Annotated in this window: 10 protein-coding genes; 4 read left to right on the top strand and 6 right to left on the bottom strand. The window is 65.4% G+C overall.

All coding sequences use genetic code 11. The features are described 5' to 3' along the window. The first annotated feature begins 10 nt into the window (after positions 1-10). Positions 11-1,501 carry an ABC transporter permease subunit gene (locus JLZ96_RS21810; protein ID WP_201011229.1) on the top strand — a complete coding sequence of 497 codons (1,491 nt, stop codon included), beginning with the start codon at positions 11-13 and terminating at the stop codon, positions 1,499-1,501. Continuing rightward, on the top strand, positions 1,498-2,244 hold the full coding sequence (locus JLZ96_RS21805) for an amino acid ABC transporter ATP-binding protein (RefSeq protein WP_027497994.1): 747 nt from the start codon (positions 1,498-1,500) through the stop codon (positions 2,242-2,244). Before JLZ96_RS21810 ends, JLZ96_RS21805 begins: the two co-directional genes overlap by 4 nt. A gap of 181 nt (positions 2,245-2,425) precedes the next feature. Here JLZ96_RS21805 and JLZ96_RS21800 read toward each other — a convergent pair whose 3' ends face one another. From JLZ96_RS21800 to JLZ96_RS21785, 4 genes are all read right to left on the bottom strand, one after another. Next, complete coding sequence (locus JLZ96_RS21800; RefSeq protein WP_201011228.1) at positions 2,426-4,492, bottom strand: xanthine dehydrogenase family protein molybdopterin-binding subunit; 2,067 nt, start codon at positions 4,490-4,492, stop codon at positions 2,426-2,428. Next, complete coding sequence (locus JLZ96_RS21795) at positions 4,489-5,502, bottom strand: xanthine dehydrogenase family protein subunit M (protein ID WP_201011227.1); 1,014 nt, start codon at positions 5,500-5,502, stop codon at positions 4,489-4,491. Before JLZ96_RS21795 ends, JLZ96_RS21800 begins: the two co-directional genes overlap by 4 nt. Further along, entirely contained in the window at positions 5,499-5,999 is a 501-nt protein-coding gene (locus tag JLZ96_RS21790; protein WP_032386333.1) for a 2Fe-2S iron-sulfur cluster-binding protein, read from the bottom strand. Before JLZ96_RS21790 ends, JLZ96_RS21795 begins: the two co-directional genes overlap by 4 nt. Positions 6,000-6,097: 98 nt before the next feature. Continuing rightward, positions 6,098-7,864 carry a DEAD/DEAH box helicase gene (locus tag JLZ96_RS21785; protein WP_236254199.1) on the bottom strand — a complete coding sequence of 589 codons (1,767 nt, stop codon included), beginning with the start codon at positions 7,862-7,864 and terminating at the stop codon, positions 6,098-6,100. 310 nt (positions 7,865-8,174) lie between these two features. On the opposite strand from JLZ96_RS21785, the gene JLZ96_RS21780 reads away from it, so the two are divergent. Beyond that, positions 8,175-9,962: a long-chain fatty acid--CoA ligase gene (locus JLZ96_RS21780; RefSeq protein ID WP_201011226.1), complete on the top strand. Its 1,788-nt coding sequence runs from the start codon at positions 8,175-8,177 to the stop codon at positions 9,960-9,962. 90 nt (positions 9,963-10,052) lie between these two features. On the opposite strand, the gene JLZ96_RS21775 is transcribed toward JLZ96_RS21780, so the two are convergent. Beyond that, a complete protein-coding gene (locus tag JLZ96_RS21775; protein WP_032375181.1) occupies positions 10,053-10,670 on the bottom strand; it encodes an alpha/beta hydrolase in 618 nt (205 codons plus the stop codon). 81 nt (positions 10,671-10,751) lie between these two features. Here JLZ96_RS21775 and JLZ96_RS21770 point away from each other — a divergent pair, with 81 nt between their 5' ends. Then, a complete protein-coding gene (locus JLZ96_RS21770) occupies positions 10,752-14,201 on the top strand; it encodes a bifunctional RecB family nuclease/DEAD/DEAH box helicase (RefSeq protein WP_201011225.1) in 3,450 nt (1,149 codons plus the stop codon). Here JLZ96_RS21770 and JLZ96_RS21765 read toward each other — a convergent pair. After that, a complete protein-coding gene (locus JLZ96_RS21765; protein WP_201011224.1) occupies positions 14,171-15,385 on the bottom strand; it encodes an alanine racemase in 1,215 nt (404 codons plus the stop codon). The genes JLZ96_RS21770 and JLZ96_RS21765 overlap by 31 nt on opposite strands. Between the last annotated feature and the right edge of the window lie 71 nt (positions 15,386-15,456).

Below are 15,456 nucleotides of genomic sequence, written 5' to 3'. Positions count from 1 at the left end.
GCAGGCCTAGATGGTGCGCAGATCCACTCTGGTTCTGGTCGCGATTCTGATCGGCATACTCGGATTGTCCGGGTGTAGTTCGTCGTCGCAATCCCTCCTGGACCGAGTGCGCGACGACGGTGTACTCGTCGTCGGCACCGAGGGCACGTACAGCCCGTTCAGTTATCAGGGCGGGGACGGCCAACTCACCGGCTACGACATCGACGTCATCAACGCGGTCGGCGACGAACTGGGCGTCCGCGTCGACTTCGTGCAGACCCCCTTCGATTCGATCTTCGCCGGGCTGCAATCGCAACGCTTCGACCTGATCGCGAACCAGGTGTCGATCACTCCCGCCCGGCAGTCGACCTACGACCTGTCCAAGCCCTACACGGTGTCCGAAGGCCAGATTCTCACCGCCGCGAACAACACCACGATCACCTCGACGGCCGATCTGGCCGGCAAGACCACCGCCCAATCGTCGACGAGCAACTGGGCCGAGGTCGCTGCCGACGCGGGCGCGAACGTCGAGGCGGTCGAGGGATTCGTCCAAGCGGTCGCGCTCGTCAAGGACGGCCGGGTGGACGCCACCGTCAACGACTCGCTCGCCATCGCCGAATACCTGCAGCAGACCGGCGACACGGGAGTGCGGGTCTCCGGAAACACGGGCGACACGACGCTGCAGTCCTTCGTGGCCCGCAAGAACAGCGGCCTGATGGAGGAGGTCGACGCGGCCATCGACACCCTCCGTGACAACGGCACCATCGCCGAGATCTCGAAGAAGTACTTCGGCAGCGACGTCGCGGCACCGACCGCCGACACCGCGGCACCGGTGAGCGAGGACGCAGGAACCACTGCGCCGTCGAAGATGCAGTTGGTACTCGACAACCTGTGGCCGATGCTCAAGGCGACGGTCACCATGACGATCCCGCTGACCGCCGTCAGTTTCGTTGTGGGACTGATCATCGCGCTGGCCGTGGCACTCGCCCGGATCTCGTCGATCAAGCCCCTCGCCGCAGTGGCCCGGTTCTACGTCTCGATCATTCGCGGCACTCCCCTACTGCTGCAGCTGTTCATCATCTTCTACGGCCTGCCGCAGTTCGGCATCGTGATCTCGCCGTTTCCGGCGGCGGTCGTGGCGTTCTCGCTCAATGTCGGCGGCTACGCGGCCGAAGTCATTCGCGCTGCGATATTGAGCGTGCCCAAGGGCCAGTGGGAGGCCGCGCAGACGATCGGCATGGGATACCGAACCACGTTGCAGCGCATCGTGCTTCCGCAGGCACTGCGCACCGCCGTGCCGCCGCTGTCGAACACGTTGATCTCGCTGGTCAAGGACACCTCGCTGGCATCGACCATCCTGGTGACCGAACTGCTGCGCGTCGCGCAGCTGGCGGCGGCTCCGACGTTCGACTTCTTCACGCTGTACTCCGTTGCCGCCCTGTACTACTGGGTGATCTGCATAATTCTCTCGTTCTTCCAAGGCAAACTCGAAGTCCGACTCGACAGGTACGTGGCGAAATGACAGACCTGCTGGAAGTATCCGCACTGAAGAAATCGTTCGGACCGATCGAGGTACTGAAGGACGTCTCGTTCACCGTGCCGTCGGGCACCGTCACCGTCATCATCGGGCCGTCCGGCTCCGGCAAGACCACCGTGTTGCGAACGCTCAATGCTCTCGACCGAGCCGATGCCGGCCTGATCCGCATCGGCGACGTGTCGGTCGACTTCGCCGAGCCCGTGGACGCCGCGCGACTGCGCCACTTCCGCGCGCAGAGCGGCATGGTGTTCCAGAGCCACAATCTGTTTCCCCACAAGACCGTGCTGCAGAACATCATCGAGGGACCGGTGATCGTCCAGAAACGGGCCAAAGACGACGCCACTCGCGACGCTCACGCGATCCTCGATCAGATCGGTCTCGACGCCAAGTCCGACCAGTACCCGTTCCAGCTTTCCGGCGGCCAACAGCAACGCGTCGGAATCGCCCGGGCCCTCGCCCTGCGCCCCAAACTGATGCTGTTCGACGAGCCGACCTCCGCGCTCGATCCCGAACTGGTCGGCGAAGTACTGGGCGTCATCAAAGGCCTTGCCGCCGAAGGCTGGACGATGGTGATCGTCACCCACGAGATCCGCTTCGCCCAGCAGGTGGCCGATCAGGTGCTGTTCCTCGAGAACGGCGTCGTCGTCGAACGCGGGACGCCCGAGCAGGTTCTCGCGAACCCGACCGAGCCCCGCACCCGACAGTTCCTACAGCGAATCTTGGCGTAGAGGGGCTGCGCCCGATCGTGAGTGGAGCCTGTGGAACGAATCCATCGAGGCATGTGAGTGGAGCCTGCGAAACGAATCCGTTGAGGCAGGTGAGTGGAGCCTGCGAAACGAATCCGTCGAGGCATGTGAGTGGAACTTCGTAGCAGGGGTCGAGTTTCCACTCACATGCGGCGAAGCCGCTCTAGAGGTGCGGTAGCACCTTGTCCAGGGTGATCGGGAGGTCGCGGACTCGGACGCCGGTGGCGTTGTAGACCGCATTGCCGATGGCTGCCGACGAGCCCACCGCACCGATCTCACCGATTCCCTTGCCGCCCATCGGGGCTAGCTCGGTGTCGACCTCCTCGATCCACACGGCCTCGAGATCGGTGACGTCCGCGCAGGCCGGGATGTGGTACTCGGCGAGGTCGTGGTTGGCGAAGCCGCCGAATTCGTGATCGACGACGCCGCTCTCCATCAACGCCATTCCGAGTCCGAACGTCATGCCGCCGATGAGCTGCGACCGGGCCAGCCGTGGATTCATCACCTTCCCGATGCCGAACGCCCCCAGCATCCGGCGCACGCGTACTTCACCGGTGTCGACGTCGACCGCCACCTCGGCGAACTGGGCACCGAACGCCATGCGCGCCAACTCTTTCTGGGCTTCGACGTCGTCGGTTGTATCGGCCTCGGCGGAGTTACCCGGCTGCAACGGTCCCTGGTCCCGCAACGCGTTACAGACCTTGGTGACCGCCCAACCCCAGGAGGAGGTGCCCGAGGATCCACCGGCACCGGGGGCCTTGGGCAGAGCGCTGTCGCCCAGTTCCAGTGTGACGGCATCCGCGTCGACCTCGAGCGCATCGGCGGCAATCTGCCGCAGCACGGTCCGAGCGCCGGTTCCGATGTCGGATGCAGCGACGGACACCGTGATAGTGCCGTCCTGCTCGACGCGAGCCGCCGCGGTACTCGGCGAGATCAGCACCGGGTAACTCGCTGTGGCGACGCCCATTCCGAGCAGAGTATTGCCTGCTCGGCGTCGGCCCGGCGTGGAGTCTCGACGGTCCCAGCCGAATTTCTCGGCACCCTCGCGCAGGCACTGCACCACACTGCGGGAGCTGAACGGATTCCCACTCGCGGGATCGACGTCGGGTTCGTTGCGGATCCGAAGCTCGATCGGATCGATTCCGGTGGCCGTTGCCAATTCGTCGATCGCCGTCTCGACTGCAAACATGCCGGGTGCCTCACCCGGGGCTCGCATCCAGCGCGGGGTGCCGACATCCAGCGCGGCGAGCCGATGCGTTGTGGCGCGGTTGGGCGAGGCATAGATGTGCCGGGTCGATTCCGACGTCTGCTCACAGAACTCGAAGATCGTGCTCGTCTGTTGGAAGGAATCGTGCGCGATGGCCTGCAGCCTGCCACTCGAATCCGCACCGAGGCGAACGTGATTGAGGGTCGGGGTGCGGTATCCGACGACATCGAACAGGGCCTGCCTCGGTAGAACCAGCTTGACGGTCTTGCCGGTTGCTCGCGCCGCCATCGCAGCGAGAACTGCGTTGGGCCGAGTACTGCCTTTCGCCCCGAAGCCTCCGCCGACGTTCTCGGCAATCACGCGAACATTCGCGGGTTCCAGTCCGAACGCCGTCGCGAGATCGCCCTGAACGCCCGACGGTGCCTGCGTCGAATCCCAGACCGTGAGTACACCATCGGACCATTGCGCCGTGGTGGCGTGCGGTTCCATCGGACTGTTGTGCATCGGAGCCGTCGAGTACCAGTTGTCGACGACATGCTCGGCCGTCGTCAATGCAGCGTCCGGATCACCGACCGTGACGTCGGTGGGGAACCCAGCGTTGACGGACTCGGGCGCATACAGCGAGCTGTGATCGGCGCTCAGGGTGTTGTCGGGTGAGCGAACGTCGGCGTAACGCACCTGTACTCGGGCAGCAGCCGCGCGGGCAGCCTGGAGGGTGTCGGCCAGAACGACGGCCACGATCTGGCCGCGGTAAGCAACGGAATTCGATTGCAGCACATGCAGTTCCACATCTTCCACGTCGCCCAGCTTCTCGGCGTTGCCGTGCCACAGCAGCGAGTGCACCGACGGGCCCCCGTCAGCGAGTTCGACGTTCTCGACCGTCCCGACGGGAACCGTCGCGGGCACGTACCAGGCGTACACCTGGCCGGCGATCGGCGGCTGCTCGGCGGCGTAGCGCGCTCGGCCGGTGACCTTGTCGACGGACTCGGTGCGCTGAATCGACCGGCCGATCGATGCCGTCATGACCGATCTCCCAACTCTTCGTGTGTGCCCAGCTCTGCCAACTCCGTCAGCGTGCGCGTCACCAGGTTCGTGACCAGCGGAATTTTGAACGCGTTGTCTCGCAACGGCTCTGCTGCGTGCAGTTCCTCGGTGATCGCAGCCCGGAACGACGCCTCGTCGGGAGCGGTTCCGAGCAAAGCATGTTCGGCGGTTCGGGCCCGCCACGGTCGGTGCGCGACGCCGCCCAGCGCGATCGCCACCCCACGTACGATTCCGTCCTCGACGTCGAGCACAGCGCCGATCGACGCGACCGCGAACGCGTACGACTGCCTGTCCCGTACCTTCCGATACGTCGAGACAGTGCCGTCGGCAGCCTTCGGAATTTCGATGGCGGTGACGATCTCGTCTCGGGCGACAGTGTTGTCTCGCGTCGGATCATCGCCGGGCAATCGGTAGAACTCGTCCATCTCGAGTTTCCGTTCACCGTCGACTCCGCGAACGACGATGCGCGCGTCGAGAGCCGACAGCGCGACGGCCATGTCGGACGGATGCGTCGCCACGCACGACGACGAGGCTCCGAGGATGGCGAGGTTTCGATGCTCGCCATTACGTGCCGGACAGCCCGAACCGGGTTCGCGCTTGTTGCACGGCTTGGATGCGTCCATGAAGTAGACGCATCGGGTGCGCTGGAACAGGTTTCCGCCGGTGGTGGCCATGTTGCGTAGCTGGCCCGAGGCCCCGGACAGCACTGCCCGCGAGAGCACCGGATACCGCTGGCGGACAACCGGATGCACCGCAAGATCGCTGTTGGACACCCCGGAGCCGATCCGCAACGCTCCGTCGTCGGCGACGTCGATGTCGTGCAACGGCAATGGCGTCACATCGATCAACGCCGATGGTGCGGCCACACCCAGCTTCATCAGATCGACCAGATTGGTGCCGCCACCGAGCAACATTGCGTTCTCGTCCCCCGCCAGGCGCTCGAGAGCGTCGTCGATCGCAGTGGCGGTTCGGTATTCGAAGGTTCTCATGACGCGTCCTGCACTGCGGGAACGATGTTCGCGTACGCACCGCAGCGGCACAGGTTGCCGCTCATGCGTTCGCGCACTTCGCCGGAGTCGAGTTCGACATCGGTGGCCTCGAGGTCTTCGGTGACCGCGCTGGGCCAGCCCTGTTTCGCCTCCTCGATCACCGCGACCGCCGAGCAGATCTGCCCGGACGTGCAGTACCCGCACTGGAACGCGTCACGATCGACGAAAGCCTGCTGCACGGGATGCAGAGTGTCGCCGTCGGACAGTCCCTCGACCGTGATGATCTCGCGCCCGACCTGCGCGACGGCGAACGTGAGGCAACTGTTGATTCGCCGGCCGTCGACCAGGACGGTGCAGGCACCACACTGACCGTGGTCGCACCCCTTCTTGGCCCCGACGAGATCCAGGTTCTCGCGAAGTGCGTCGAGCAGAGTGGATCGAGTGTCGCAGTCGATCTCACGATCGGTTCCATTGACACGCAGAGTGACGTTGGTCATGCACGTGTGGATACCCGGGGCCTGAGCCATCAAACGCTCGAGCCGGCGGGTCGTGCGCGGAACTTCGTAGCGGGCTACGAAGTTCCGCGCACGTGGTGCTAGCGCTTGCCCTTGAACTTTCCGCCGCCGCGCGGCCCGCCACTGCGTCCGGGAGGACCGGAGTCGGGCTGCAGCTGAATCAACACGCCGCTGATGCGGGTGCGGCGCAGCGCCTCGACCGTCTCGTCGGCGAGGTCGGCAGGCAACTCGACCAGCGAATGGTCGGGACGAATGCTGATGTGCCCGAAGTCGCTTCGACGCAGACCGCCTTCGTTGGCGATGGCACCGACGATGGCACCGGGAGCGACGTGATGACGCTTACCGACGCTGATGCGGTACGTCGCCATTTCCTGGCCGGTCTTGCGGTGGTGCGAGCTGGCCGCATCCTCGTCGAACGTCCGCGGTGGCCGCGGCTCCCGAGGCTCGCGGGGTGCCCGCGGCGGGGCAGGCGGCTCGGGCTTGAGCAGGAAGGCTTCGCCGTCGCGCGACTGGATGGCCAGAGCTGCTGCGATATCGACCAGCGGCACGTCGTGCTCGCGCTCGTAGTCCTCGATGAGCCGGCGGAACAGCGCCAGATTCTCGTTGCCGAGGCTCTCGGTGATGGAGTCCTTGAACTTCGTGACGCGCTGCGCATTGACGTCGTCGACGCTGGGGAGCTGCATCTCGGTGATCGGCTGCCGCGTCGCACGCTCGATGGCCTTGAGTAGGTGACGCTCGCGGGGCGCAACGAACAACAGGGCCTGACCGGCGCGACCCGCGCGGCCGGTACGGCCGATGCGGTGTACGTAGGACTCGGTGTCGTGCGGGATGTCGTAGTTGATGACGTGCGAGATGCGGTCGACGTCGAGACCACGAGCCGCAACGTCGGTGGCCACCAGAATGTCGATCTGGCCATTTTTGAGCTGGCCGATGGTGCGTTCGCGCTGTGCCTGCACGATGTCGCCGTTGATCGCGGCGGCGGAGAATCCCCGTGCGCGCAACTTCTCGGCGAGCTCTTCGGTGGCCTGCTTGGTGCGCACGAACATGATCATGGCCTCGAACTCTTCGACCTCGAAGATTCGAGTGAGCGCCTCGAGCTTGCGCTGATGGGCCACCTGGACGTAGCGCTGCGTGATGTTCGGTGCCGTCGACGTCTTGGTCTTGACGGTGATCTCCACCGGGTCGTGCAGGTACTGCTTGGAGATCTTGCGAATCGCGGCCGGCATCGTGGCCGAGAACAACGCGACCTGCTTGTACTCGGGAGTGTCGGAGAGGATGCGCTCCACGTCCTCCTGGAACCCCATCTTGAGCATCTCGTCGGCCTCGTCGAGCACGAGGTACTCGAGCCCGGACAGGTCGAGTGTGCCCTTCTCGAGGTGGTCGATGACGCGACCCGGGGTGCCGACGATGATCTGCGCACCCTTGCGCAGGCCGGACAGCTGGATCCCGTAGGCCTGGCCGCCGTAGATGGGCAGAATGTGCAGACCCGGAATGTGGGTGGCGTACTTGCCGAACGCCTCGGCCACCTGCAGCGCGAGCTCGCGGGTCGGTGCCAGCACCAGGGCCTGCGGCGTCCGACGCGAGACGTCGAGACGGGACAGGATCGGCACTGCGAACGCAGCGGTCTTACCCGTTCCGGTCTGCGCGAGGCCGACGACGTCGTTGCCCGCCATCAACGGCGGGATGGTGGCCGCCTGGATGGGCGACGGGCTCTCGTATCCGACGTCGCGCAGGGCCTTCAGGACCCGCTCGTCTATTCCGAGATCGGCAAAAGTGATGTCATCCGCTGTCGAAGAAGACTCACCTGCGTGGACGGGAGGGGACGAACTCGTCTCGTCAGACGTCACGGCGGCATCCTGATCAGATTCTGAAGTGCTCATATACACCCGAGTTTAGTACCTGCCCGGCCCCTGCGACTCCTTCTGCGCTGATCAGGTGACGAAAACAGCGGCGGTGGACGGCAGGTGCGAGCGTTCTCACGACGGCAACCCGACGGAGATGCACGACCGGACACCGTTATGTTGTACCCCGAGTCACACTCAACTCCACTCGAAACGACGGAAAATCGACAAACCGGACAACCTCGGTGGTGCGTTACGGACTCGGGTGTGATGAAATGCACAACTACCACGCTATTTATCCGTAAGGGGTCCAGCAGTGCGCGAATATTCTGTGCCGGCGTCATTCACCATTCCCGACGACGCATCCATGGCCGACACCGTCTTCCGGTACGAGAAGGAAGCACCGAATCTCGTCCCGTTCCAGCGCCTGGTGAACGGGACCTGGACCGACGTCACCGCAGGTCAGTTCGCCAAAGAGGTCACCGCGTTGGCCAAGGGTCTGATCGCGTCGGGCATCGAACTGGGCGACCGCGTCGCCATTCTCAGCGCGACTCGCTACGAGTGGGTCGTCCTGGACTACGCCATCTGGACCGCGGGCGGATGCACCGTCGCGATCTACGAGACCTCGTCGCCCGATCAGGCGCAGTGGATCCTCGAGGACTCCGCGACCAAGCTGCTGATCGTCGAGACCGCGTCTCACGTCTCGAACCTGAAGGACGTCACCGACGGGGCCGCCGACCTGCGTGAGGTACTCCAGATCGACGGCGGTGCCATCGACGAGCTGACCACCCGCGGCGCAGGAGTCAGCGACGAGGACGTGCATACCCGTCGACACCAGGTCACTGCCGCCTCCCCCGCGACACTGATCTACACCTCGGGCACCACCGGCCGCCCCAAGGGTGTGCAGCTGACACACGCGAACTTCTACGCCGAGGTCCAGGCCACCCAGATCGCGCTGCACGACTCCATGCGCGAGGGCAACCGCACCTTGATGTTCCTGCCGATGGCGCACGTGTTCGCCCGCGCGGTGTCGTTCGGCTCGTTCGAGTCGAAGGTGACCGTGGGCCACACCTCGGACGTATCGACCCTGGTGGATCAGTTCGCCGTCTTCAAGCCGAACTTCATTCTGTCGGTGCCGCGCGTGTTCGAGAAGGTCTACAACTCGGCCAAGCAGAAGGCACACGACGGCGGCAAGGGCAGCATCTTCGACAAGGCCGCCGCGACGGCCATCGAGTGGAGCGAGGCCCAGGAGAAGGGCGGCGCAGGCCTGGTCCTCAACCTCAAGCACACCGTCTTCGACAAGCTCGTCTACTCCAAGTTGCGGGCTGCGCTCGGCGGCAACTGCGATCGTGCGGTCTCGGGCGGCGGCCCCCTCGGCGCTCGCCTCGGCCACTTCTTCCGCGGCGCAGGGGTACCGGTCTACGAGGGCTACGGACTGACCGAGACCAGCGCGGCCGTCACCGTCAACACCACCAAGGAACAGCGCGTCGGCACCGTCGGCAAGCCCATCGACGGCCACGCGGTCAAGGTCGCCGAGGACGGCGAACTGCTGCTCAAGGGGCCGGTGGTGTTCAGCGGCTACTGGCACAACGAGAAGGCCACCGCCGAAGCGATCGTCGACGGCTGGTTCCACACCGGCGACCTCGGCTCGATCGACCAGGAAGGCTTCGTCTCGATCACCGGCCGCAAGAAGGAAATCATCGTCACCGCAGGCGGCAAGAACGTCGCCCCCGCGGTACTCGAGGACGCGCTGCGCGCCAACGCGATCATCAGCCAGTGCCTCGTCGTCGGTGACGCCAAGCCATTCATCGGTGCGCTCATCACCCTCGACCCCGAAGCGATGCCGGGCTGGCTCGAACGCCACAACCTCGCTGCCGACATCCCGTTCTCGGAGCTGTCGAAGAACGCCGACCTCGTCGCCGAAATCGACAAGGCCGTGGCCGAGGCCAACAAGAAGGTCTCCAACCCCGAGCAGATCAAGAAGTACACGATCCTCGAGAACGACTTCACCGTCGAGACCGGCGAGCTGACTCCGACGATGAAGCTCAAGCGCAACATCATCCACACCGAACGTGGCAGCGACATCGAGGCCATCTACTCGTAGATCGCCCAGCACGAGTGCCGAAGGGCCCGACGCGAGCAATCGCGCCGGGCCCTTCGTCGTACAGCATGTGATCGTCAGTGCATGTGGTCGTCAGTGCATGTGATCGTCGAGGAATTCGGCGACGACCGTCGTCACGGCCTGGTGGATCTTTTCGTGCAGCAGATCGTGTCCGCCGTCCTCGAACTCGCGCAGGCTCGCCTGCGGAACGCGTCCGATCCATTCACGCACGGCATCGACCGGTGCCAGACGATCGTCGACCCCGTGCACGGCCAGCAACGGGATGACGTTGTCGGACAGGTCGTCGGCAGAACCGGTCACGGACTTGGGCGTGCCGCACAGGATCGCGCATCGGACGGCCTCCGGATGCGCACCCAGCGCAGCGATGGCCGTCGCGGCACCGAGCGAGTGGCCCATCAGAGCGAACGACAGCTCGGGGTGCTCGGCCTCGGCGATGTCGATCAACTGCAGCGCGTTCTGTGCGAGACCGGGGATCTGCGCTGCGTCGGTCAGTTCACCCTCGGTCAGGCCGTGCCCCACGTGATCGACCGCCCACACGTCCACCCCACGCTCGTTCAGCAGCCGCGCGAAGCGGTGGTAATGGGCGCTGTTCTGGCCGAGACCGTGCAGGAAAACGAGACCGAATCGAGCGTCGGCGACGGTCCAGGTTCGATAGTGGACAGCACCGGTGGCTCCGTCGAAAAAAGGCATTGAATCATTTTGCCTGTTCCCGCCGGCTTCCGCGCGCAACGTGACCGGTGCCGCTGTCGCGGGTCGCTAGGGTGGACGCTTGTGTTCCTCCTCGGCGATCAGGTCGTCTACAGCGCCAGCGACCTCGCCGCGGCGGCGTCCTGCGAATTCGGCCTGCTCCGAAGACTGGACGCTGTCACCGGCCTGATCCCCCGGCAGAGCGTCGCAGCCGACCCGATGCTCGACCGCACGTCCACGCTCGGATTCGAGCACGAACGACGCCAACTCGAGGCGTTCGAGCAGCGTTTTCCCGGTGGCGTCCTGACCATGGACCGACCGGGCCGTACCGCACAGGAACTGGCGGACGCGGCGTGGGCGACCTTCACCGCCCTGACCTCACGCACGCCGGTGCTCTATCAGGCCACCTTCTTCGACGGACGATTTCTCGGTTTCTGCGACTTCTTGGTAGCCGACGGTTCTCGTTACACCGTCTACGACACGAAACTGTCGAGACATGCAAAGGTGCCGGCGCTGCTGCAGTTGGCCGCGTACGCCGACGCCCTGCACACCGGGGGTATCACTCCGAGCGAGCAGGTCCATCTGATGCTCGGCGACGGCAGCGACTCCGCGCACGCACTGGCCGACATTCTTCCGGTCTACCGGCAGTCGAGAGCACACCTGCAGCACATTCTCGACGAGCATCACGCCGAGGGCACCGTCGTCGAGTGGTTCGATCCGCGGTACTCGGGATGCGGGCAGTGCGATGCCTGCACCGCCGAGGTGGAGCAGCATCGCGATCTGGTGCTCGTCGCCGGCATGCGCGGCAGCACCAGGGACCGTCTACTGGACGCAGGAATCTCGTCGATCGACGAGCTCGCAGAGTCGAGTACCCCGGTGGACGGCATGTCCTCCCGGACACTGGAGAACCTGCGGTCGCAGGCGGCCTTGCAGGTACGCCAAGAGCGCAGCGGGGCAGCCGAATTCGAGATCTTCGACGCCGAGGCACTGGGGGTGATTCCCGAGCCCGACGACGGCGACATCTTCTTCGACTTCGAGGGAGATCCGCTGTACGCGGAGTCCGGTTCGTCCGACTGGGGTCTCGAGTACCTGTTCGGCGTCTACACCGCGGACGGCGACTTCCTGCCGTTCTGGGCACACGACCGTGCGCAGGAACGTCGTGCGCTCATCGACTTCCTCGACTATGTCGCCGCCCGCCGATCCGAGTATCCGAAGATGCACGTGTATCACTATGCGCCGTACGAGAAGACGGCTCTGCTGCGGCTGGCCGGCCGGTACGGAGTGGGCGAGGACGCCGTCGACGATCTGCTGCGGGAGAACGTTCTCGTGGATCTCTACCCCGTCGTGCGGTCGGCTGTTCGGATCGGTGCTCGCTCGTACAGCATCAAGAAACTCGAACCGCTGTACATGCCCGCGGCCCGTGACGGAGACGTCACCGACGCGGCGGCGTCGATCGTCGAATATGCGCACTGGTGCGAACTGCGCGATCGAGGCAAGGACGCCGAGGCGGCAGCTCTGCTCGCCGACATTGCCGAGTACAACCGCACCGACTGCGAATCGACACTGCGACTGCGTGATTGGTTGCTCGATCGGGCATCGGACGCTGGGGTGGCACCGCGGTCCCCGCAGCAGCTGGACCTCGAGGACGTCGTCGACCGCACCGCGACCCCACTCGAACTCGAACTGGCCGAGCACGCCGGACTGCCGTGGGATCGCACGCCGACGCAGCACGCGCTCGGATTGTTCGCCGGTGCCATCGGATATCACCGACGAGAGAACAAGCCGTTCTGGTGGGGCCACTACGACCGCCTGACCCATCCGCTCGACGAATGGGCCGACGCCGCGGACGTATTGAAGGTCGAGCGCGCCGAGCTGGTGCACGACTGGATGAAAACTGCACCCGGACAACGGGTGCTGCGTCGTCAGGTCAAACTGGTCGGGCACCTGAGCAACGGCGTGCTGTCCGGCTCGAAGGTGAAGCTGCTGTACGAGAACCCGGCGCCGGAGGGGTTGACGAAGCAGCAACCGACGCATCGGGCCACCACATCGGTCGAGATCGTGCAGACCGGGTACGAGGGAACCCTGGATGTGGTTGTCGTACAAGAGAATCTACGCAAGGGCGTGGAGGAGTACACCGATTTCCCGGTTGCCACCGCGCCCGAGCCGCCGCCGAACACCAAGCATCTCGAGCAGGCGATCGTCTCCGTCGCGACCGAGGTTCTCGGCGGGTTGCCGGAACTACCACGTACGGCTGTCGCCGATCTGCTGACGCGCTCGACGCCCCGAACTCGTTCCGGCGCCGGCCTTCCCGTGGTCCACGACAACGACTACGCACATGCGATCACGGCCGCGCTGCTCGATCTCGACAATTCGTACGTCGCGGTGCAGGGCCCGCCCGGCACTGGGAAGACCTACACGGCGGCGCGCGTCATCGAACACCTGGTGAACACACATCATTGGCGGATCGGGGTGGTCGGCCAGTCGCATCACGTGGTGAACAACCTGCTCGACACCATCGTCGGGGCCGGGGTCGACGCCTCGAAGGTGGGCAAGAAGGCCCCGACCGCGCACACCGTCGTGGACATCGCCGGATACTCGCACTTCGTCACTGAGGCCGACGAGGGCTGCGTCATCGGCGGCACTGCTTGGGATTTCTCCAACCCCGGCCGAATTCCACCCGGCTCCCTCGATCTACTCGTCGTCGACGAGGCCGGTCAGTTCTCCCTCGCCAACACCATCGCGGTCTCGGTATCGGCGCGCAATCTGCTGCTTCTCGGCGACCCGGCGCAGCTCCCCCAGGTCAGTCAGGGCACCCACCCCGAGCCCGTCGACGAATCGGCCCTGGGATGGCTGACGACCGGGCACGCCACCCTGCCCGCCGACCGCGGCTACTTCCTGGCGACGACGTGGCGGATGCATCCGGATCTGTGCGCGCCGGTGTCGACGCTGTCGTACGAGGGCAAGCTCGAATCGAACAAGGATGTGACACAGTCACGTTCGCTGTCGGGTCTGGAACCGGGCCTGCACGTCGTCCTTCTGGACCACCACGGCAATTCCACCGACTCGATCGAGGAAGCCGACGAGATCGTCACGCGGGTCCGGTCGTTGCTCGGTCGGCCGTGGGTGGACCCCGCACACGGCAGCGACCCGCGCCCGATGCAGCAGTCCGACTTTCTGGTGGTCGCGGCCTACAACGCACAGGTTGCCGTCATCGTCGAGCAACTCGCAGCCGCCGGGCTCGACGAGGTGTCGGTGGGAACCGTCGACAAATTCCAGGGCCGTCAGGCACCGGTGGTCCTCATCTCCATGGCAGCGTCGGCCATCGAGGACGTGCCCCGCGGAATGGGATTCCTGTTGTCGCGCAACAGACTCAACGTCGCCATCTCCCGCGGCCAGTGGGCCGCGATCCTGGTGCGCTCGCGCGCGCTGACCCATTATCTACCGTCGACCCCGGACGGACTCGTCACGCTCGGCACGTTCATGCGGCTGTGCGAGAACGCACGTCAGCCGAACGCCATACCCTCGCCGCGGTAGGTGGGAACGGCGTCGACCGATCCGTCGGCATGCACCAGAGTCAGGGTGTCGAACCGCTCGCACAACTCCCCGGCCTTGGCGTGGCGGAACCAGATTCGATCGCCGATACGCACCTCCTCGGCGCCGCTCACCGGGGTCTGCACCTCCCCCGCGCCCTCGTTGCGCAGCAGTTTCAGGCCCGACGCGACAACGCCCGCTGCCCTCCTGGACCAGCCGACCGGTCGGGGTGATCGCGACCAGGACGCCGGGCCCGACGCGATGTAGCCGCCGCCGAACGCGGTGGCGATCCGCGGAGTCGGCTTGCGCACCACCGGCAGTGCGAAGAACAGCGAGGGTTCGGCCGAGAACGCGCGATACCGATCGAACAGGGTCGGCGCGAACAGACCCGAACCCGCGGTGACCTCGGTGACGGCCGGATCCGCGGCAGAGAAATCGATCGACCCGGTACCACCGCTGTTGACGATCTCGAGCGGCCCGATCGCCGCGGTCACGGCGTCCACCACTGCTGTTCTCCGCGCACCGATCTCACGAGACGACAGCGACTTCATCAGCTCGACAGCGACGTTGGCGTCGGGAACACCGGCGATCTGCGCCTCGTAGAACATCAGACCGACAACCCGGAACCCCCGCGAGCGAGCCTGACGGGCGAACTGCGCCACCTGCTCCGGATCTCGAAGCGGAGAGCGCCTGACCCCGATGTGCAGCGGCCCCACCCGCAACGATGCGTCCACGTCGATACAGATGCGGGGCTTGAGCAGGTCGCTCCGAGCGGCGTCTCGGACGAGGTCCAGTTGCGCGACGTCGTCGACCATCAACGTGATGCGTCCCGACAGCACGCGGTCGTTGACCACCTCGGCGAGCGCTGTTCGATCGACCGTCGGATAACCCATCAGAATGTCGTCGACGCCGGACTGCGCCAACCAGATCGCTTCGCGCAGCGAATAGGCCATCACTCCGGATACACCCTGCGCCGCGAGGACCCGATTCAACACGGCTCGGCACCGCACCGACTTGCTGGCGATCCTGATCGGTACACCGTTCGCGCGGGCGCGCAGTGCTGCAGCATTGGCATCGAGAGCTGTCAGATCGACTGCTGCCGAAGGAGATTCGAGACCCTCGGTGGCTGCGGCAATGCGGGACAGCGGGGTCGTAGCGGTGGTGGTGTCACCGGCGATCGAACTCATTCGGCACATTCCTTCGTCGTCGTTGCCGGGCCGACACAGTCAAACACTCCGCAGCCGAGAAGTCCCGTCGA

The organism is Rhodococcus sp. NKCM2511 (assembly GCF_014905595.1).
GTDB lineage: Bacteria > Actinomycetota > Actinomycetes > Mycobacteriales > Mycobacteriaceae > Rhodococcoides > Rhodococcoides fascians.
This window is presented reverse-complemented; position numbering and strand designations above follow the sequence as displayed.

Coding starts and splice junctions, on each gene's coding strand:
- JLZ96_RS21810 (WP_201011229.1), top strand. CDS start 11: ATGGTGCGCAGATCCACTCTGGTTCTGGTCGCGATTCTGATCGGCATA.
- JLZ96_RS21805 (WP_027497994.1), top strand. CDS start 1,498: ATGACAGACCTGCTGGAAGTATCCGCACTGAAGAAATCGTTCGGACCG.
- JLZ96_RS21800 (WP_201011228.1), bottom strand. CDS start 4,492: ATGACGGCATCGATCGGCCGGTCGATTCAGCGCACCGAGTCCGTCGAC.
- JLZ96_RS21795 (WP_201011227.1), bottom strand. CDS start 5,502: ATGAGAACCTTCGAATACCGAACCGCCACTGCGATCGACGACGCTCTC.
- JLZ96_RS21790 (WP_032386333.1), bottom strand. CDS start 5,999: ATGACCAACGTCACTCTGCGTGTCAATGGAACCGATCGTGAGATCGAC.
- JLZ96_RS21775 (WP_032375181.1), bottom strand. CDS start 10,670: ATGCCTTTTTTCGACGGAGCCACCGGTGCTGTCCACTATCGAACCTGG.
- JLZ96_RS21765 (WP_201011224.1), bottom strand. CDS start 15,385: ATGAGTTCGATCGCCGGTGACACCACCACCGCTACGACCCCGCTGTCC.